Source organism: Mesorhizobium sp. M0633 (assembly GCF_040320645.1).
Lineage (GTDB): Bacteria > Pseudomonadota > Alphaproteobacteria > Rhizobiales > Rhizobiaceae > Mesorhizobium.
Window position 1 is genome coordinate 69,516 of record NZ_JAMYQC010000018.1, and the last position, 19,189, is coordinate 88,704.

At 59.6% G+C, this 19,189-nt stretch carries 14 protein-coding genes and 4 pseudogenes; 8 read left to right on the forward strand and 10 right to left on the reverse strand.

From position 1 onward, the window contains the following. Nucleotides 1–2: 2 nt before the first annotated feature. The gene (locus tag NKI47_RS35165; RefSeq protein WP_502898058.1) at nucleotides 3–599 is read right to left on the reverse strand and encodes a cytochrome c biogenesis CcdA family protein; all 597 of its coding nucleotides are present in this window, start codon (nucleotides 597–599) and stop codon (nucleotides 3–5) included. Between NKI47_RS35165 and NKI47_RS35170 the strand changes: the two genes are divergently transcribed. Then, nucleotides 483–890: a hypothetical protein gene (locus tag NKI47_RS35170; protein WP_352904511.1), complete on the forward strand. Its 408-nt coding sequence runs from the start codon at nucleotides 483–485 to the stop codon at nucleotides 888–890. The two genes, NKI47_RS35165 and NKI47_RS35170, sit on opposite strands and share 117 nt — an antisense overlap. Nucleotides 891–984: 94 nt before the next feature. Here the strand turns inward: NKI47_RS35170 and NKI47_RS19620 are convergent, their stop codons facing one another. After that, nucleotides 985–1,521, reverse strand: a complete 537-nt coding sequence (locus NKI47_RS19620; RefSeq protein ID WP_352592829.1) for an OmpA family protein — start codon at nucleotides 1,519–1,521, stop codon at nucleotides 985–987. Nucleotides 1,522–1,707: 186 nt separating this feature from the next. Here NKI47_RS19620 and NKI47_RS19625 point away from each other — a divergent pair, with 186 nt between their 5' ends. After that, on the forward strand, nucleotides 1,708–2,301 hold the full coding sequence (locus tag NKI47_RS19625) for a DUF6931 family protein (protein ID WP_352592830.1): 594 nt from the start codon (nucleotides 1,708–1,710) through the stop codon (nucleotides 2,299–2,301). 73 nt (nucleotides 2,302–2,374) lie between these two features. On the opposite strand, the gene NKI47_RS19630 is transcribed toward NKI47_RS19625, so the two are convergent. The 3 genes from NKI47_RS19630 to NKI47_RS19640 form a co-directional block, all read right to left on the reverse strand. Beyond that, nucleotides 2,375–3,628, reverse strand: a complete 1,254-nt coding sequence (locus NKI47_RS19630; RefSeq protein ID WP_352592832.1) for a caspase family protein — start codon at nucleotides 3,626–3,628, stop codon at nucleotides 2,375–2,377. 10 nt (nucleotides 3,629–3,638) lie between these two features. Next, on the reverse strand, nucleotides 3,639–4,748 hold the full coding sequence (locus NKI47_RS19635; protein WP_352592835.1) for an OmpA family protein: 1,110 nt from the start codon (nucleotides 4,746–4,748) through the stop codon (nucleotides 3,639–3,641). A gap of 448 nt (nucleotides 4,749–5,196) precedes the next feature. After that, nucleotides 5,197–6,279, reverse strand: a complete 1,083-nt coding sequence (locus NKI47_RS19640) for a histidine kinase dimerization/phosphoacceptor domain -containing protein (protein WP_352592838.1) — start codon at nucleotides 6,277–6,279, stop codon at nucleotides 5,197–5,199. A gap of 337 nt (nucleotides 6,280–6,616) precedes the next feature. On the opposite strand from NKI47_RS19640, the gene eglC reads away from it, so the two are divergent. From eglC to NKI47_RS19655, 3 genes are all read left to right on the forward strand, one after another. Further along, complete coding sequence (gene eglC, locus NKI47_RS19645) at nucleotides 6,617–8,008, forward strand: endo-1,3-1,4-beta-glycanase EglC (RefSeq protein WP_352592841.1); 1,392 nt, start codon at nucleotides 6,617–6,619, stop codon at nucleotides 8,006–8,008. Nucleotides 8,009–8,111: 103 nt separating this feature from the next. Continuing rightward, a complete protein-coding gene (locus NKI47_RS19650; protein WP_352592844.1) occupies nucleotides 8,112–9,857 on the forward strand; it encodes a type I secretion system permease/ATPase in 1,746 nt (581 codons plus the stop codon). Further along, on the forward strand, nucleotides 9,857–11,167 hold the full coding sequence (locus NKI47_RS19655) for an HlyD family type I secretion periplasmic adaptor subunit (RefSeq protein WP_352592847.1): 1,311 nt from the start codon (nucleotides 9,857–9,859) through the stop codon (nucleotides 11,165–11,167). The genes NKI47_RS19650 and NKI47_RS19655 overlap by 1 nt, the downstream gene beginning before the upstream one ends. Nucleotides 11,168–11,916: 749 nt before the next feature. Here the strand turns inward: NKI47_RS19655 and NKI47_RS19665 are convergent. The 3 genes and pseudogenes from NKI47_RS19665 to NKI47_RS19675 form a co-directional block, all read right to left on the reverse strand. Further along, the gene (locus tag NKI47_RS19665; RefSeq protein ID WP_352592850.1) at nucleotides 11,917–12,342 is read right to left on the reverse strand and encodes a YidB family protein; all 426 of its coding nucleotides are present in this window, start codon (nucleotides 12,340–12,342) and stop codon (nucleotides 11,917–11,919) included. A gap of 1,211 nt (nucleotides 12,343–13,553) precedes the next feature. Beyond that, nucleotides 13,554–13,735 (reverse strand): annotated as a pseudogene (locus NKI47_RS19670) (IS256 family transposase); the annotation flags it as partial. A gap of 135 nt (nucleotides 13,736–13,870) precedes the next feature. Beyond that, entirely contained in the window at nucleotides 13,871–14,440 is a 570-nt protein-coding gene (locus NKI47_RS19675) for a hypothetical protein (RefSeq protein ID WP_352592853.1), read from the reverse strand. 855 nt (nucleotides 14,441–15,295) lie between these two features. On the opposite strand from NKI47_RS19675, the pseudogene NKI47_RS19680 reads away from it, so the two are divergent. Together NKI47_RS19680 and NKI47_RS19685 are read left to right on the forward strand one after the other, a co-directional pair. After that, nucleotides 15,296–15,598 (forward strand): annotated as a pseudogene (locus NKI47_RS19680) (PilZ domain-containing protein). A gap of 373 nt (nucleotides 15,599–15,971) precedes the next feature. Further along, nucleotides 15,972–16,298: a hypothetical protein gene (locus tag NKI47_RS19685; protein ID WP_352592856.1), complete on the forward strand. Its 327-nt coding sequence runs from the start codon at nucleotides 15,972–15,974 to the stop codon at nucleotides 16,296–16,298. 8 nt (nucleotides 16,299–16,306) lie between these two features. On the opposite strand, the pseudogene NKI47_RS19690 reads toward NKI47_RS19685, so the two are convergent. Next, nucleotides 16,307–16,806: pseudogene (locus tag NKI47_RS19690) on the reverse strand (exodeoxyribonuclease III); the annotation flags it as partial. Nucleotides 16,807–17,068: 262 nt separating this feature from the next. Next, nucleotides 17,069–17,928 (reverse strand): annotated as a pseudogene (locus tag NKI47_RS35175) (hypothetical protein). 459 nt (nucleotides 17,929–18,387) lie between these two features. Here NKI47_RS35175 and xth point away from each other — a divergent pair. Then, complete coding sequence (xth, locus tag NKI47_RS19695; protein WP_352592859.1) at nucleotides 18,388–19,179, forward strand: exodeoxyribonuclease III; 792 nt, start codon at nucleotides 18,388–18,390, stop codon at nucleotides 19,177–19,179. Nucleotides 19,180–19,189: the final 10 nt, after the last annotated feature.

Here is a 19,189-nt window from a genome sequence, read left to right on the forward strand (position 1 = left end):
ACTCAAGCGGTACAATCGCGCACGAAATAGAGGCTCGATCCCGCCGCCGATAAGCGGGCCTTCCAACCGGCGCCGCATCCCTTGCGTCGACCGGCGACATACGAAACATAGCCCGGCACCAGCGGCAGCATGCAGGGCGAAAGAAACGACACGATGCCCGTCGCGAAGGCGGCCAGCCCGCCGATATTCGAATTTCGGGCATTGGTCAGCACCACCCCATCGTTGGGTTCATGCTCATTATCGACCAGTTTCCGAACGGTCGCTTCGCCACTGTGGCGCGGCTGAGCATCGATAAGTTGAACACGCCCAAAGCCCAAAACTAACAGATCGCGGCGCGCGATGAGGACCAGGCGAATGCCAGCTCGGATTCTGCGGTGCGCACATCGGTCGGCGTTTCGGACCAGGTAAGCAAACAGCGGGCACCGAATTGACACGGTCTTGACCGCCAAAGCCGCATCGACCTGCAACTGCGCATCGAGGGGTTGGGCAACGAACTTGGCCGCATCGACGGAAACATAGGTCCGCAGACCCGCCCGGCGATCGGCATCTGGCAAGCCAAGAATGGTCTTCCGCCGACCACCTATCTGCCGCGCGAGCAACTTGCATTCCTCGTGGTTCGGACAGATCCGACGATGGAAGCCGTGCGTGCCGGATATATTGCCGATGAAGCCCGTACGACTCAGCCGAAAAAGCAGGTTGCGCAGAAGGTCCGCACCCAGCGGCCGGTGGCGCAGAAACCCCGCAAACAACAGCAGGTCGTTCAGAAACGGCGCTTCCGCAAGACCGTGGGGCGGCGGGACGATCCTCCGCCGCCCAAGGATAACGACTTCCTGACCAAGGCGTTGCTCTTCGGCTCCGGTGTGGTGGTGGGCGGCGTGCTCAAGAACTGACCGGGGTCGTTCCAAGCCTATTCGCCTGACTGCCGCTGCGCTTGCCACTCAGTTCCTGACGCACTGCTGCACAGTTTCAGGCGGCATCCGTACGCTACTCGGCCTTTATACGCATTTCCACGCGGCGGTTGACGGCGTCGTATGGATTCGGGCTACGCGGATGCGCTTCGCCCAACCCGATCGCGTTGATGCGGTCAGCCTCGATGCCACTGGATGTGAGGAAGGACGTCACCGATTGCGCTCGTCGCTGCGACAGCCGCTCATTGTAGTGCGCCGGACCGGAAGCGTCGGTGTAGCCTTCGACGACGAAGTGGAAAGTACTGATCCGGCTGTCCTTCAGGGCCTTGGCATACTCCTCGAGTTCAGCGCGTGCGGTCGAGTCGAGTTCGGCCGAATCCAGCCCGAAATTGATCAGCATGTCGAGACTGGATTTGTCGGCCGGCCCCTCTTTTGCCTTGGTCTTGCTCTTACACTGCTCCTCCGTGCCGACACAAATCCCCCGAGACTTGCCGAGGTCGGCCGCGCCAGCAAAAAACTTGACGATGTCTTCTGATTTCTGGACAGGGTCGGCGGAAACATGGGTCGAGAAAGCCACGACCGCCAACACCAAGGGTGAACTGGCCCACCGCATAGCGGTTACTCCTGTTGAGCATCCGATATTACCAACCGTGAATATACCACATTCCCACGCGTTTGTCTGTCAATAAACGCCGAGCCTGGCTGTGTCGGCCGATCTCCCGTCCCCACGAGTTGAGACTTGACCGGCGCCACGCCGGGGGCTTGAGTACCGACTGGTCCTCGATGAAGGCGTGGCGTCATGGCCAATGGGCTCCGATTCAAAACGGCACGGGATCTTTTTGTGGCTTGTCCCGCTGTCGCCAGAGACATGAGAGCCCTTCCAACCGAGCAGCGTTCGATCGAGTTTTGCCGCGATCTCCTCGCCGGGCCCATTCCCGAAGAGGCGATCACGTTTTGTGCCTACCTGCTTCCTGATCGGGCTGCGGTCTGGTGGGCCCATGAATGCCTGGGGCATCTGAGCGAGCTGCTCGATAAGACAGATCAAGAGCTGCTCGCGCTTGTTCGCGACTGGGTCAGCGAACCGGACAGTCCCCGCCACCGCGCCGCAGTAAGCGAGGCTGCGGCAACCCCGCCGGCTACGCCGGGCGCCTGGATTGCCTTGGCTGCGGAATGGCGTGACAATGGTTTTGGCGTTGCCGGATCTGTCGTCGGCGCAGCCGCGCCAACGGCCTTCCAGCGACATCCTGCCGCCCATGCAGTCAATGCCGGTGTTCTAGCAGGGCTGGCGCGCGTCGCACTGGCGGACCGCTTTGCCGTTCTCTCCGCCTTTGTCGAAATGGGCCTGCAGTTGGCCGAGATCGAGGCGCAGCGCCAATCGGCTGATGCGTATTAGACCCGAACCATTCCAATAGACGCAGCTCCATGGTCTTGTTTGACCAGGGTTTTCGAACCGAAGGGCCCAGATCTCACTTGCAGCCGCCTTGCGCCCATTTGGCCAGCGCCACCTTGAAGCGTGTCCCAAGCGGATGTTGCAGGCGTAGAACGGAGACATCGTTGGCGGCGAAATTTTTCGCCTGTTCGCATAGCCGATCCTCATTCCACTCATGACAGCCGTTGCAGTGCTTGCCCTCCCACACCGCCTTGTCGAGCCCTTCCACGGGAGTGAAGAGTGGTTTGCCTGTGATCAGCTCGGCGATACTCTTGCCGTCGATTGCTGGATCTCCGAAATCGACAGGTTGGTCGAAAAAGATCGGCTCGTCCGAAGCCAGTCTCGGGATTTTCTGACGCAGCACATTGAGCGCAAGCTGGGCATCGTCAGCCCCAGACGGATTTGCGGCGGCGTTGCGCCCGCCCGAGGCGCCTTGCGGTTGTTGCGGAGCGGTCGCCTCACCGACGATCAGTGGCGCGTTCAGATCCACCTTGTGCAGCACGACCTCGGTGGTGAGCGAGACATTGATCCACGGGCGCTGTTTGCCGGCCGTTGCTTTGAACACGTCGGCGGTAACCCTGTTCATTGCGTCGGTGATGGAGACGTTCGAGGCCCCGATATGGGCAAGCAGCGCCGACGTGAACGGCGAGTGTTCGCTCGATCCGTCATAGGCGACCTGATTGGGACTGGTGGAAAAGGCGACCAGCGTGCCAGTGCCGCCATTCTCGATCGGGATTTCGGCAAGGCCACTTCTCGCTCCCTTGACGCCTGCGGTCTTTGCCAACACCTCGGCCAAGGGATTGTCGCGACAGGCGTCGAGAAAAATCAGCCTTATGCTGGTCTCGCGCGACATTTGCCGCAAAACGAAATCCACCGGCACCGCTTCGAAGTCGAGCGAGGTCTCGTCTTCCAGTGCGGCATCGACCGGAAGCAGGTAGTTGCTGCCTGAAACCTGCAAGCCGTGGCCGGCGTAAAAGAAAAGGGCAATGTCGGCGCCGCGAACCTGCTTTGCGAACTGCGCAATGGTCGTCTGGGTCTGCAATTTGGTCAGATCGAACCCGGAGACGACTTCAAAATCCAGGCTTTTGAGACGTTCGGCAACAGCCTGCGCGTCGTGTACCGGGTTGGTCAGCGCCGGCGCATGCTGATACTGGGAGTTGCCAAGGACCAGAGCAGCACGACGTTCGGCGTTGGCCGCCGTCAAGGTCAACAACAGCGAGAGCATCACCAGCCCGATCGCGCCTAGGACACCAATAAACCAAGCAATCAGATCGAAGCCCCGCCGGAACAAAGGCCCTTCCTCAGTTGACGAGCTTGGTGGCGGAAAACTCTATCCGCCGATTGAGCGCCTTGTTCTTCGGCGTGTCGTTGCCAGTAACCGGCCGCTCCTCGCCATAACCGATCGCCATGATCTGCGTGCGAGCAATACCTGCGGCAACAATGGCGTCAGCTACGGCCTGGGCCCTCCGCTCCGACAGGAGCTTGTTGGCGGCGGACGACCCATCGGAGTCGGTGTGGCCGGAAACCTCCACCTTCAGGCCCGGGCACTTGCCGACGACGCCAACGACCTCCTCCAGTAGCGGACGGCTTTGGGTGTCGAGCCGTGCGCTCGCCGGCCGAAAATAGATGGCTCCGGTGCGAGAGAGCACCTCGAACCGGTTGAGGCACTCCTCGTCGCTGAAGTTCGCCTTCGCAGCATCGGTGGCAACGGGCCCGACGTCGGCGGTGCTTGCCGCGACGGTCTGGACGGCCGCGGGCTTGCTGCCATCGGCGTTGAACACGAAATCGAACGATACCGAAGCGGTCGGAACAATGTTGGCCACATTGGCGGCCTGCTGCAGCTTGTCGACATTCGGCAGCAGTCCGAAGTCCTCGACATGCACGGCGACGGGGGCTTCCGAAGCGACGGAAACCATGCTGTCGCTGATCAAGGTCACGACGACATTGGCCTCGAGATCCTTGTCGACCCCGTGCAGGTTGAGTCGGAATGGAAGCACTGCCTTCATCCTTCGCTTCGTCGCAAGATCGGCAAACGCCGCAGGGTCCACTTTTGCGGTCAGTTCGGCGGCCGGATACTTGAATGTCTCGAAGAAAAGGAACCGCATGCGGACGTTTCGAAGGTCGACGCCGGTATCGACTGAATTGAGGTCGAATGTGATTTTGGCCTCACCCGTCGAGGAAAGGGTGCCGGCGATGTTCCTGATCTTGTTGGTTTCAACGATCGTGTTCTTCTTGACCGACTGGTAGGTGAGCACCGAAGCGGTTGGATCAAGTGTCCAGTTCGTCTGTGCATTCGCGCTTTCCAGTCCGGGTAAAAACAGCACCGACAGCGCGATGATCAAGCCAAGGGTGTTTAGGGCTAACCAGCTTCTCGAGCCCGTTTTCCGCCAGTCTCCGACGACTTCGAACATCGAACCCCCCACAGGACAACAGCCTTCCGTGTCGCAATCACCACCATGCCGTGCCAAGGAGAGCATAGAACAATTGTCAAGGCTTGGCGAGCATCGGCCAATCGACCGCAATGGTGTAAATTCCGCTCAGGTCCCGGGCTGCGTAAGTCCGGAAAAATGGTGTTGCGCGAACAAGCAGTCTTGTTGGCGAACAATGGAGCTGATTGGAGAATATTCGCTGCGCTACCTGCCGCTGTCTTGAAGCCGGTCACGCTGGACCAGCCAAGCGAGGGAAACGCCCGGCTTACTCCATCCTGCTTCTCCCGCGGAATGCAGCTGGCGGCTCTTCGATTGAAGATTTCGACCATGTGAAGCAGGCCGCGAGGCGCGTCCGGGCCTATTTGCAGGCACCTGCCCAAAGCCGCGACATGAAGCCAGCCGCCAGCCTGCCATGTTCGACGGCAATCGTTTAGCTTGCTGCCGCCGATCGTTTGAAGATGATGGTCACCTTCGTCCCTTTGCTGGCGCTAGAGTCGACTGCGAACTGCGCCTTGGCGTTCTCGGTCAGCGAGCGCGCGATCAGCGCTCCGAGCTTGCCTGGCTTGGGCCACGTCTCGCCTTCCGGCAGGCCGATTCCGTCGTCCGCCACTATAACCCGGCAGCCGTCGCCATCGACGACGCTGTGCAGTGTTATCGTGCCGCCGTCGCGCCCCCGGAACGCATGCTTTAGTGAATTGGTCAGCAATTCGTTGACGACCAGTCCCGCCGGCATGGCGACGTTTATTGACACGGGATATGTATCCACCTTCATATCCAGGCGGATCCCCTCGACTGCATGCGAGCTCATCACCGCGGACGCGATCTGGCTGAGATAGACGCCAAGATCGACCTCCTCTTTCGGCTCGTCGGCCGTTAGCGTCTGGTAGAGGATCGCCAGAGCGTCGACGCGACCGGCAAGCCGCTCAAACCGTCTCCGGTCGGCCTCGGTCGCGTTGCGGCTTTCCAGCCGGATCAGTGCGGTGATCATCTGTAGGTTGTTCTTCACCCGGTGCTGCAGTTCGCGCAGCAGTGTGTCTTTCTCGCTGACAAGCTCCTCAACCGAGCGCTCATCTCCCGCCTCGCCATGGGCCGATACGTCGACCAGCGCCACCAGCCGAAAGCACATCTTGCCGTTGTCGTCCTCGATCACATTGGAATAAACGTCGACGATCGTCGGCTTATCCTCGTTGCGTTCCAGCCTGTAGGTGCCGACAAAATCGGTTTCCTCGACCACGGCCTCGGCAAGTGGCCGGTTCTTCTGCTCGTGGAGGCCTTTGCCCAAAAGGGCTGCCCAGTTTGCTCGTGTGAGCCTGGCGGCCGTCAGGCCTGACAGTTTCTCGAATTCCGGGTTGGCGTAGACTACGCGCTCCTCAGCGGCCAGGTTCGCAACGGCAATGGCGATCGGCACCTGGTCAAGGAATTTTTTGAACTGTTCGCTTTCCAGTGCGGTTGCAAGGTCAGGTGTATCAAGCAACTGCTCGACCGCCTCGGCCTTTTCTGAATCCGGTGTCATTTGCGCGCCTGTTCCGTGCGGACAATATCAACAATGCAGCGCGCCCGCCATCGCCAAAGCTGCATTTGACGCACCGCGTCATGCACCTGACAACAAGCTTGCGTCGTGCGCAACGGCCATACGTCTAAGATTGCGACCGGCCGAAGGAGAGCGGCAGGCGCCGGGTGCCACGCCTTGTGCCCTTGAAGGGGTGAGCCGGCCCCCGCGGCAAGTGGCTCCGCTGAATATTAAGCTTTTGGTAACCCTCCAAACTCGAAGGCTAAATGGTAATGGCTCCTTTTGCTCTCAATAGGTGTTAGGCCCGATATCGAGGCGAGAAAGAGGAGAAAGGACCAAAATGGCCAACGTACTGAACGCCAAGGGTGTTCCACTCCCCTACAGCGGATCCTCCGTAAAGTGGTATTCGGCGACGAATTCCGGCCCGACACTTTATGGCAGCATCTACAACGACTCAATGTACGCCGACGGTAGCGTCACCGTGACGATGTACGGCGGCAAGGGCGATGACATCTATTATCTGTATTCCTCCAAAAACAAGGCGGTCGAGCTGCCCAACGAGGGTGTCGACACCATCTCGACCTGGATGAGTTACAAGCTCCCAGCGAATTTCGAGAACCTGACGGTCACCGGCGACAAACACTATGCTTTCGGAAACGAGCTAAACAACATCATTACCGGCGGCTCCGGCCAACAGACGCTCGACGGATTGCAGGGCGATGACGTTCTCAAGGGCGGATCCGGTGCGGACATTTTCGTCGTGACCCCCGGCAACGGCAGTGACCTGATCCTCGACTTTGGCGCCGATGATACCGCGCGCGTCGGGAGCTTCGGCTTCACCTCCTTCGAGGATGTGCACGCCAACATGGTCCAGTCGGGGGCGAACGTCAGACTTAACCTGTCCGATGACGAGTTTCTCGTTTTCGCCAATAAGACCATCGACCAGTTCAACCCAGGCCAGTTCGATCTGGCCCTAGACAGGTCGCATCTGGAACTCACCTTCTCGGACGAGTTCAACACGCTCGACCTGTGGAATGGCTCGAGCGGCACCTGGGACTCGAACTTCTGGTGGGGCGCCGCGAACGGCAGCTCGCTCACGAGCAACAAGGAGCTTCAATGGTATATCGATACCAACTATGCCCCGACGCGTTCCGTCAGCCCGTTCAGCGTTGAGGACGGTGTTCTCTCGATTACCGCCGCCCGGGCTCCCGCGGCAATCCAGCCCTACATAAACGATTACAAATACACGTCAGGTTTGCTGACGACCTATGAGTCCTTCGCACAAACCTACGGCTATTTCGAAATTCGGGCTGACATGCCCGAAAAGCAAGGTGTATGGCCGGCCTTCTGGCTTCTCCCGGCTGACGGCTCCTGGCCACCGGAACTGGACGTCGTGGAAATGCTCGGTCAGGATCCAAACAAGCTCATTCTGACAAGCCACTCCAACGAGACGGGAACTCATACGACAGTGTCCTCGACGGCCTATGCCGCAGATACCGAAGGGTTCCACACTTACGGAGTGCTGTGGACAGAAGACGAACTCGTCTGGTATTTCGATGACGTCGAAGTTGCTCGTGCCGCAACGCCTTCCGATATGCACGACCCCATGTATATGCTGGTCGATCTGGCGGTTGGTGGCCTCGCGGGAGCGCCCGCCGACGGGCTTGCGACACCTGCGGAAATGCAGATCGACTACATCCACGCATACGCGCTGAACGATTGGCATATCTAGGCGCAAAACCTGACGCTGGCTGCGGTATGGAGATGTCGTAACCAAGCCTGATTGCGGGCACGATCTTTGCGCCCGGGACTGAACTTGAACCGATGTGAAGGCGATGTCGCATTCCCATTCGTCCGAGCCGCCACGAACAACCCTCGCTGCGGTTTTGGCTTCTTTCCGGCGCGCGTTCGCTGGAATTGCCCTGATGAGCGGCGTCGTCAATGTTCTGGCGCTGACCGGCTCGTTCTTCATGCTGCAGGTCTATGATCGGGTCGTACCCGGCCGCAGTGTGCCGACGCTTGTCGGGCTTGCCGTATTTGCCGGCATGCTGTTCATTTTCCAAGGCGTTCTTGAGCTTATCCGGTCGCGGTTGCTTGTGCGCATCGGGATGGCTTTGGATGCGCGATTGAGCGGGCAAGTCTATGCCGCCCTTATGCATTTGCCCCTGCGCACCAAGCTCCCAGGCGACGGCCTTCAGTCGTTGCGGGATCTTGACCAGGTGCGTTCGTTTCTGTCGAGCACTGGTCCGACTGCGCTTTTCGACCTGCCCTGGATGCCGCTGTATCTGGCAATATGCTTCCTGTTCCATCTCTGGATCGGCATGACGGCGCTGGCAGGCGCTATCATTCTCTCTAGCCTGACTGTGCTTGCCGAAGTTCGCACCAGGGAGCCTGCGAAGAGGGCAAACAGCCAGGCGGCAGCGCGCAATACGCTTGCGGAGGCGACGCGTCGCAATGCAGAGGCTCTGCAGGCGATGGGCTTTGGCGCGCGCATCGCCGAGCGCTGGTCAAGCGTCAACGCCGACTTTCTCAACACGAACGCAAGAGCCAGCGATCTGGCTGGGACGCTCGGCACGATCTCGAAGATCCTGCGCATGATGCTGCAGTCGGGTATACTGGCGATCGGCGCCTATCTGGTCATTCATCAAGAAGCGACAGCCGGTATTATGATCGCCAGTTCGATTATGATGAGCCGGGCGCTCGCACCGGTCGAACTGGCTATCGCCCATTGGAAGGGTTTCGTCAGTGCTCGCCAGGCATGGACCCGGCTGAGCCAGCTTTTGGCCCTGCTTCCTGAAATTGCCACGAGTGTCTCGCTGTCGGCACCTGTATCTGCTCTTGCGGTAGAAAGCATCTGTGTCACGCCACCCGGCGAGCGTCGTGTGGTTGTGCAGGATGTCGGGTTCGCGCTAGAAAGGGGTGCCGGCCTTGGCATTGTCGGACCGAGTGCGTCCGGAAAATCATCGCTTGTCCGAGCAATAGCCGGGATATGGCTTCCAGCCCGCGGGACCGTCAGGCTGGATGGAGCAACGCTCGACCAGTGGTTGCCGCAAGAGCTGGGCAACCATGTCGGCTATCTGCCGCAGGATGTGCAACTGTTCGATGGCACCATTGCCGAGAACATCGCACGTTTCGAACCTCAAGCCTCTTCGGACAAGATACTGGCGGCTGCGCGCGCGGCCGGCGTTCATGACCTTGTCGTCCATCTGCCGGAAGGCTACGAAACGCGGATCGGCGAGGCCGGGTCGGCGCTTTCGGCGGGCCAGCGACAGCGGGTTGCGCTCGCACGGGCACTCTATGGCGATCCGTTCCTCGTTATCTTGGACGAGCCCAATTCCAACCTCGATTCCGAAGGGGAGGCCGCGCTGGCGGCGGCAATTGAGGGCGTGCGGGCGCGAGGCGGCATTGCTGTCGTGGTCGCCCATCGGCCGAGCGCGCTTGCAAGCCTGGATCAGGTACTCGTCATGGCTAACGGCCGTGTCCAGGCGTTTGGCCCCAAGAATGAGGTCTTGAGCAAGGTAACCCGTTCGGGCGGCGTTCCCCTGAAGGTCGTCTCCGGCCCTGAGGAGGCGACACACTGATGACGCAACACGCGGCATCGGCGATCGACCGGACCATTCGACGCTATCTGTTCGGCGGCCTCGCGGTCTGCATGCTCCTGGTTGGCGGGGCCGGAAGCCTGGCCGCGGTCACGGAGCTTTCTGGAGCCGTCATTGCTTCGGGAAGGCTGGTCGTCGATTCCAGCGTTAAAAAGGTGCAGCATCCAACGGGTGGAGTGGTCGGTCAGATCCTCGTGCGAGAAGGCGACGCCGTGAAGGCGGGCCAGGTTTTGATCCGTCTCGATGAAACCGTGACCCGGGCCGATTTAGCCATGGTCACCAAGAGCTTGGACGAATTCGAGGCCCGTCTGGCCCGCCTCGAAGCCGAGCGCGATGGCACGGACACCATCGCCTTCCCATCTTCGCTGACGTCGCGGCAGGACGATCCTGAGATCCGGCGTGCGATGGCCGGCGAGCAGTCCTTGTTCGAATTTCGTCGCCAGGCACGCGCTGGCCAGAAGGCTCAGTTGAGAGAGCGCATTGCTCAGCTCGCCGAAGAAGTCGCCGGCTTGAGCGAGCAAAGGTATGCTAAAAGCCAGGAAATCAAATTGATCGGGCTTGAGCTCGACGGCATGCGCAAGCTCTGGGAACGCAAGCTGGTTTCAATCGATCGCATAACGACACTTGAGCGTGACGCGGTCCGGCTTGAAGGCGAACATGGGAAGCTGACTGCCGCAATCGCGCAATCGAAGGGCCATACATCCGAAATCCGCTTGCAGATCATTCAGATCGGCCAGGATTTGCGCAGCGAGGTGGCAACCGAGCTCCGTGACGTCCAGGCAAAGCTCGCCGAGTTGGTCGAGCAAAAGGTCTCGGCCGAAGATCAGCTCAAGCGTATCGATATACGCAGCCCGCAAACTGGCGTGGTCCATCAGCTTGGCGTGCATACGGTCGGCGGCGTCATATCCGCGGGAGAGCTCATCATGCAGATTGTCCCTGTGACAGACGATCTGACGGTCGAGGCGCGTGTGGCACCGCAAGACATCGATCAGCTGATGCCAAGGCAGAGCGCAACGTTGCGACTTTCGGCCTTCAACCAGCGGATAACGCCTGAGCTGAATGGTGTCGTCAGTGAGATCTCCCCCGATCTCAGCATCGATGAGCGAAACGGCGCGAGCTTCTATACTGTGCGTGTCAGCCTGCCGCGCACAGAGCTTACAAGGCTGAAGGGCCTGACCTTGTCGCCCGGTATGCCTGTCGAGGTGTTCTTCTCGACCGGCAGCCGCACAATGCTGTCTTACCTCGTAAAACCTCTGGCAGATCAAATCCAACGGGCATTCAGGGAGGATTGAGTTCGCGTGACGGACTCGGCCATAACCCATGCCGTGCTTAGAGCGTGATGATTAGGTTGCGGCATACTCGGCCTCGGTGAAGGAGTTGGCGCATTCCTTTGATGTGAGAGTGTCGTGGATTTTCCCGATGCTCGCAGACGGCGTCGGTGTTGCGTCTGGCGGCCGTTCTCAGCACGTGTTTGGTTTGGCGAGGAGCATCTCGATCGGATCAGGTCTGGCGAGTATTTCGGCAGGAAGAAGAGCTTGGCGCCGGCGTTGCTGACGGCGTGCCGGACGGCCATGACGACGATGTCGCCCGGCTTGAGGGTCGGCAAGAGCACCTTCCATAGAGCCGGAAGCCATTGATCGGCCCGTCTGTGAGCATCGGGCGGCGGCCCGGTCCACTGCGCCCGCCGACGCGCCAAGTCGGGCCGATCTTGCGCCCCCGCTGGATGATGAGATGATGACGAACGGCTATCGACATCTTCTTCGTTGTCGCTCCAACCGTCGGTTGGTGGACGCACTGCCGGTGAGAGCCTAACGTTCCTGGACGGTACGCGCGCACCGGGCAATTCCGCCCCCGTATCCCCCATGCCCGGTGCAAAGGCGCTCCGATCGGTCCCGCCGTCCTGGCATGTACGGCGGGACTTTTTGCGATAGGCCTTGGAACCCGCGGTGAAGGCCAGCAACTTCTCCCTCACACATTGCTGCCAGGTCGTGGCCCCGAAGCCGGCGTCTCCTAGTTTCAGCCTGCTTTGTCGCAGATGGCGCTAAGTACGGCCAGCTCCTGGTACCTCGTCCAAGAGATCTGGACCGTTGCCCGCGGGCATTTGGCCGTCGGGCGTAAGCTTGTCCACCGCGTCGGGCAATTCTCTTGTGAGCCGGTCGAGAAGTTCGTCATGGGACAATCCGGTTTGCTCAGCCAGATCGCTCAATGTTTGCGGGTCGATTGCTTTCTCAACCTGATCGCGCTGAACGGGCCGGTTTGATCCTTTACTTACCCACGAATCAACCTGATCGCCCGCACCCGCATTTCTGAGACGGTCCAGGATGTCGCCGAGGCCGCCAGGGGAGCCAGCGCTAGCGTTGGGATCTGTCGATTTCCTACCAGCGATCAACTCGCCGATCTTGTCCCTATTCTTGTAGGCAAGCAGGCCAAGCAACGCTATGGCGACCTTTCCTATATCAAGGCTCATTTCGCATCTCCTTCTATAAGGAAGGGACAAGGCATGCGGCTTCGAAAGGTTCCATGGTTATGCTGCTGGGCCGATATTCGATTCGGTTTTTAGCCGGACGATTGCGGCTTCTCGGCTCGTTCTGACTAGACTTCAGCTTCCGTGCCTCCGCAGAGTCAGCTCGCAGCTCGCGTCGTCTCTCCGGAGGCGCGGGCTTTCTACATTCCGTCACCGATTGTGAGCGACACGCTCATTCAAAATCTTGCATTAGAAACTTGGAAGATGAGTGCAGCGGAAAACACTGCTGGCGCCATGGACAAGAAGGATGGCGACACAATCGTCCTGGCTGGCTTCCGAGCCGCCTGCTCGGGGGTCCGGTGATCCGAGCAGACAGGGCGACAAGGATTTCGAGAGAGAGACCGACGGCAAATGGGTTAGACGATAGCGGTCACGAAAGCCGGGTGGGCATCACAATGTGGGAGGAACAGGAAGAAGCTGACACCGCCCTCGACAGCCAACCAGCCGTGGTTCCGTTGCTCTGGTCGTGTATGTGCTCTCGATCTTGATGCATAGTCGGTGCGATCATTTCGGTCAGCTCGCGCGCCTGTGCCTGCGCAATGCCGGTTCATCGGCTAAAACTTGGACCTGCCCTCCTTCAGTCGCTCGCAACTTGTCTTCTCCCATGTTGAAAACCTGTTTACGTTCGGCCCGTTGGAACCCAATGATTGGCAAAGCGACTTGTTCCTTGAGCTGCCAGCGCCCGACGGTCCCCAGCCGTTCGTGGTCGCTGACGCTGTCGCTGCGGAGACAATCTTTGGCGTGTCGGATCCCGAAACCTTTTCCAAAGCGCCAGCATAGGCCGCCGCATCCGCCACCGCTTAATGCCGCGCTTGACCCTTAGGCGAAGCCGCCTAGGCTTAGCGCAAAGCAGAGTTGAGTTGTCGCAACGCCCCCTGGGCGGCCGATAGCCTGTGTTTTTCGAAAATTGCTAGCTTCTGCTGATAAGTGATCCGCACCTTGGCGTTGCACCCGTGGCATCTGAAGTGCGCGATCGTTCTTAGTGTAGAACCTTTCCTTACTGCCGGATAGGAGCAATCCGGACAATTGAATGTGAGCGCAACATGAGACAAGTCTTTGGCTAAACCCATTCTCAGATCGTGTCCCAGGATGTGGTGGTGTAGCTGACGGCTTGGTCGCCGCGCTCTCCGGCATGGGGGCCGGGACGAGTAGCGTGCCACCGCTGGCAGGCTGATGAGCGGATCATCGCTCATTTGGCTGATGGTTTCCAATGTCATGTCTGGCGCGCTGGACGGCCCATTCGTCGTTCTGCTCGAGCAGGAGCGCGCCTACGAGGGACGATAGCGTCGGGCAAGATGCCGACGACCTCGGTGCGCCGCTTGATCTCGCCATTGAGCCCAATCACGCGCAGAGTTCCTGGACTGATGCTCGGCTGGCGGCAACTTGCTCGCCAGCCGAGTGAGTTCAGGCGGTGGTCAGGGGAAGCTGGCCAGCCACACACTGGTGATCCCAACCTGTGCCGATGTGCCAATCAGCAACCTTCGTCGGTCTTTTTCACCTGGCCTGGCGCGGCGGTGTTGGCTGCCGTGTCCTGCTGACCTGGCGCCGCCTGCTGAGCGCTGCCAGTCTGCTGGCCGGGCGCGCAGTCTCTGGCCGAGTTCGGATTTGTGGTGCCGCTGGTGGTGGTCGTGTCGGTGCCTTGATCGCCGGACATGTTGGTCCCGCTGCTCGTCGTGCCGGTGCCCTGATCCGTCGTGCTGGGCATGGTTGTCGTGGTGGAGGTTCCGCTCGTTGAGGTTCCGCTCGAAGTTCCGCTGGTCGTCTGGGCAAAGGAAGGCCCGGCCGACACCGCCAGCACGGCCGAAGCCAAAAGGATGCGTTTCATCTTCTTTCTCCTGTCTGAATGCGCGGGATGCGCCTGGCAAATTGAACAGGCAGACAGAAAGAGTGTTCCCCGATGCAGTTCAACTTTTGTAACTCTGACAACGATGAGCCTTCTGAGACGATTCATCGCCCTTGGCTCCGCTGCGGCATGTTTGCCTTCGGTCTCCTTTGCGGATGCGCAACGATTAGACCGAAAAATAGTCGCGATTTCGCCCATCGGTTGCATTCCGGCCTCGAACACGTTAGTTTTGACGCTAGCGTTCCCGGGGGGGAAGGTGGATGAGCATCGTCCAAAGGGTCGGTCCAGTTCTAGAACAGGCGATTGCCGCAATCCTCAACAGGGCGGACCGGGGGGACACCGTCTCGGTCAAAGCCGCATTATACCAGGTTCGGCAGTCTGCGCCTGATTTGACAGTATGCGACGACCATATAACCGAGGCTATCCTCGAAGTCGCTGCGGCCCTTGACCTGTTGGTGGCTTTCGATAGTCGCGAGTAGCCGATCAATCGAGCGTAGCGGTTTGATAGGAACGGCACGGCAGCCAATCGGGGGGTGACCAGCGGCCGCTGGCGCTAACTGGCGGCAATTGGGTCGTTCGCCGGTTGCGCAAGTTATAGGCCATCTCATGCATCATTGCTAATTTTGGTAATCTGATTATGTTCCGTTGCCCTAGCCGCCGGATCTCACGATCCAGGCTCGGTTCCTTGCGTAGGTGGGCAGGCGCAGGCTCCAGCCGGCTGGAGTTCATTGAGCCTTGATGCCGACCTTGGTCGAGAAGCCGCCCGAGGGCGACGCCTGGATACACGAGGTGGAGTTCGACGGCTACTGGGCCTGTCTGCCGGAAGGTCAGCATTTAGGTCGGCGTCGACCAGAAGCTTGGAAACCGTGTTGATCGGCATGTCGGCAAACGCGGGACCTTTGCTAGATGATTGCCTTTTTTCTGCGCGACCCGACAGATTCACCTGAGCATGCCCTGTAATGTCACGTAATAGGGCAACATGACCGATCCATTGCTGCGCGCCTGTGTTCGGTATACCTAGCGGGCGAATTCAGCTGATCTGACATTTTATCGATGGCAAACACCGCGAACCCAGTTGATGAGAATTCCGACGAGCATCGGCGCGAGCGCCGCCAACGTGTGCTAAAGGGCGGGACGATCATCACCGGATCCAGATCAGCTGCACCTTGCGCAATCAGCATGAGGGGCGCGCTGAGCTGAAGGTCGCGCCCGATGCCAAGGGTTCCCGATCGCTTCTTGCTCTACGTGTCGGTCGATGGAGTTGCCTATCGATGGGAGGTTCGCTGGCGTCGCAACGACCGCATCGGCGTCAAATTCACCGGCACCGAGCCAAAACCGAAACTTCACTACGGCTGACCGACGGCAAGATGAAAGTCAGAATTTTTTTCTGGCACTGCCAGTTATTTTTCATGTCCCAAACAGCACAAGTTGCACCGCCCACTCTTGCCGAGGACAGCCTGGACAGGACGTGAACTGCGCAGCCGTCCTTGAAACCGCTTTCACGGCTCTGGTGTCCTCTTGCATCGAGCAAGGCTGGACGGCTGAAGAGACTGCCACCGCACTTTTTAACTTCGCCAAGAGACCACCTGAATAGCTCAAGGCGACGACATCGACTTAAGTTCGCCTAGCTGTGCGCTGTTTTGACATTTTGACATCGCGGTGTCGGATTATTTGCATGCAAACGAGTGTTGCGACGCTATCCTCCCTCCTCAAATTCTGGGAGGAATGCATGGCTCCGCATGAGCGACATGCCATTGAAATCGTCAGAGACAAAGACTGGTCGGTCCGCGTGACGGTCAATGGCACCACCACCACCGTCCCTTTTGCATCCGAGAGCTACGCGCGCTCGTTTGCAGATGGTCAGGCGTTCCGGCTGGGCGTTCAGGTGGCGGAGCTTAAGAAGGCAGGCTGGCTGCGCGCCGACGCGACTCGGTACAATATACTCGTCAAACGCCGCTTCGAGTTCGCTCGTGCAGGCGACATCGCCCGCCTGGACAACAGCTTCCCGGTCTGGAACGGCGCGCCAAGCCTGTCATTTCGAGAGAATCCGGTTTAATCATTAGTATCGCCCAGCCATCGCCTTGGCACCACGGCGTCGATTTGGGTTGGAACGACGTTATAGTCGCCGCAGAGAACACTGGGTGCCCCAATTTCGAGCAAGTGCTGGCCGTAGTTGATGAGACGATCGAACCAGCGCAGCTTGTAGTCGAACTTTGGGCCAGGCGCTGGATTGCCGGTGGGCAGATAGAGACAGCCCACAACGACCCCATCCACCTCGGCCTCGATATAGCGGCTGAGTGTCGTCAGGATCGCCAGGCAGGGCCGCGTCGGCCTTCCACAGGTTCCATTCCTCGGGCCAGGATCGCCACACCGTTGTAGGATTTCTGGCCGTACCAGATTGCGCCGTAACCCGCCTCTCTGATCGCATCGATAGGAAACTTGACGTCCGACGTCTTCAATTCCTGCAGGCAAACGATGTCGTAGTCGCTTTCGCCTAACCACTTCAGGAGCACAGGCAGTCGGCCGTTGACGCCGTTCACATTGAAGGTAGCGATGCGAGTCATGTGCATGCCCCCTCGTGAGATATTCGCGGCAGTCGGCGCGCAGCGCGGGGTGGCGTTTCCCCCTGCGCTGAACCCTCAGCTCTTGCTATCGTCAACTTCGCCGGCATCCTGTGCGGCCGAGGCTCACTTTTTGCCCAGCTTGTGTTCGACCTTGGCAGTTCACCGCAAGAATGCAGTCGTTTTCTAAGCGACACCCGACTCCCCTCGCTGATCGGGAATCACTTTACCAAGCAACGCGTTGCCACACAGGCTAGCGCCGCATCTATCGCTCGCGACCTCGCCTACTACGCTCCCGACTGCGGGCTTTTCGACGGGCAGCTCTAAGTTCGGCAAGCGTTGGCCTCCACCAGCCCCTGAAGCGTTCGGTTGGCCCGTCCCGAGCGGGCCATGTGCTCACAAGCTCCGCCAGCGTAGCCCAACGCCACCTGCCCAAATGAAGTCGCCGTTCGGAGGCATTGCGTGGGGATAGAAGATGGCTGCGTCGGATAGCTCAACCGGAAATTTCATCGAAGACGACAATCCCGTACTGTTCCGTTGCGACTGCGCGGCCCAGGGTAGGTAGATCTTGAACTGGTAACGGGTAGCGATGGCGCCGGCGTTCAGCAGCCCGCTTTTGTGCGGCCTATATGCTTCGGTGTTCCTGGCAGCCGCACGTCGCAGTTTCCTTTCCTCCGGTTCGGCAAGCTGCGCAGCCTTTCGATGTTTGGCCATCGGCGCCGGAGCTCTTCATATGAGCGGCATGGAACTCTCCAGGCCCGCAACTCATCGTCCCAACTCGCCCACGGAACCGCACGCAATTCTTCAAGCACCGTCCTCGAATACGGCGTGCGAATACGGAGGTCGTCCGCAATTTCCAGATACCGGCTCGAAATTGGGTCGAAGGCGAAGGCATCGCGTCCCTTGCTATCGTCATGGGGCGCCCGTAACGCTGCCTCTTTCGCCAGCCAGCGGTCGATGGGCTGCTGTGTTGCCGGGGACAAACCAGCTCCTGCGCTCGTCGCTCCATCTGGCACGCGGAAAAGCTTGCTGAAACCGCTCCACCGCCATTCGATCGAACGAAAAGCGGGCTTCGGCACCAGGTGCCTCGCGTTTCTGCGGCGGGGGACGAGCGTCGGATTCCATCGTAGTGCATCAGTCGAGTTCGCTGCACTGAACGCAGCGCCGGCCCTAAAGGTTCACCAGCCGGACAAGCCCCGCGGGAATATTGCGCCTGAACCCTGATGCCCAATGCTCAGGACGCGCGCAGTGAAACTTTCCCCACACTCGTCGGTTAAGGAGTGCCGAGAGGACGAATGATGTCTAAATCAGATGAGAGCGGCTGCGGCCGTGCGGCCGAAAAAGGCTCGTTCGCGTTCCATAAAAGGGGCGGACGCAGAGGTGAAACATGCCCTCGAGACACAGGATCTATCGCCAACTCAGGCGCGGGAATTGGTGCGTCGGTACGGAAACGACTGGCGAAAGATTGGCGAGGCAGCCAAGTCCTACAAAGACGACTGACAACTCCCCCATTGCCGGCATGATGCGAGGATCAGCACCTGAGCCTTCCATTGCCAATGGGCAAATGTTTGTTGAGAACTCCGAGTGACCCGCATCGCGACCTTCAACTTGAACGGCGTGAACGGTCGCCTGCCCTTGCTCATCAAGTGGCTGGGTCAGACCGACTATGACATCGTGTGCCTTCAAGAATTGAAGACTTCGGATGAGAAATTTCCCGCGGAAGCCGTCAGGAACGCCGGTTATGGCGCGATCTGGCACGGGCAAAAGTCCTACAACGGTGTAGCTATACTCGCACGGGGAAAGGATCCCCTGGAGCGTCGACGCGGCCTGCCGGGTGACCCTGACGATACTCACAGCCGGTATATCGAGGCAGAGGTGGATGGGATCGTGGTGGGGTGCATCTACCTGCCCAACGGCAATCCAGCGCCCGGCCCGAAATTCGACTATAAGCTCCGCTGGTTCGACCGTCTGATCAGCTACGGCCAGCTACTGCTCAAGGAGGGGATCACAAGCGTTCTGTGCGGCGACTACAACGTCGTGCCAACGCCGCTCGACGCCGTGGTGCCGAGACGTTGGACGGGCGACGCAGTCTACTTTCCGGAGAGCAGGCAGGCCTACGCCGAAATGCTAGACAATGGCTGGATGGATGCCGTCCGTACCATCCATCCGGAAAAAGGCATCTACACGTATTGGAACTTCTCCTACCGGGGCGGCTATGATCGGAGCTCCGGCCTGCGGATGGATCATCTCCTCGTCAGCCCATCACTTTCGAACAGGTTACGTGACGCGGGCGTGGACGCTGACCTGCGAAGTTGGGAAAAGCCGAGCGATCATGTGCCTGCCTGGATAGAGCTCGACCTCTCGGCAACGAGTTGAGTCATCCATT

Bases quoted from the DNA above. Each gene is read 5' to 3' on its own strand.
- NKI47_RS19620 (WP_352592829.1), bottom strand. From the start codon at position 1,521: ATGCGGTGGGCCAGTTCACCCTTGGTGTTGGCGGTCGTGGCTTTCTCG.
- NKI47_RS19625 (WP_352592830.1), top strand. From the start codon at position 1,708: ATGGCCAATGGGCTCCGATTCAAAACGGCACGGGATCTTTTTGTGGCT.
- NKI47_RS19635 (WP_352592835.1), bottom strand. From the start codon at position 4,748: ATGTTCGAAGTCGTCGGAGACTGGCGGAAAACGGGCTCGAGAAGCTGG.
- NKI47_RS19640 (WP_352592838.1), bottom strand. From the start codon at position 6,279: ATGACACCGGATTCAGAAAAGGCCGAGGCGGTCGAGCAGTTGCTTGAT.
- eglC (WP_352592841.1), top strand. From the start codon at position 6,617: ATGGCCAACGTACTGAACGCCAAGGGTGTTCCACTCCCCTACAGCGGA.
- NKI47_RS19650 (WP_352592844.1), top strand. From the start codon at position 8,112: ATGTCGCATTCCCATTCGTCCGAGCCGCCACGAACAACCCTCGCTGCG.
- NKI47_RS19655 (WP_352592847.1), top strand. From the start codon at position 9,857: ATGACGCAACACGCGGCATCGGCGATCGACCGGACCATTCGACGCTAT.
- NKI47_RS19665 (WP_352592850.1), bottom strand. From the start codon at position 12,342: ATGAGCCTTGATATAGGAAAGGTCGCCATAGCGTTGCTTGGCCTGCTT.
- NKI47_RS19675 (WP_352592853.1), bottom strand. From the start codon at position 14,440: ATGGGCGAAATCGCGACTATTTTTCGGTCTAATCGTTGCGCATCCGCA.
- NKI47_RS19685 (WP_352592856.1), top strand. From the start codon at position 15,972: ATGGCTCCGCATGAGCGACATGCCATTGAAATCGTCAGAGACAAAGAC.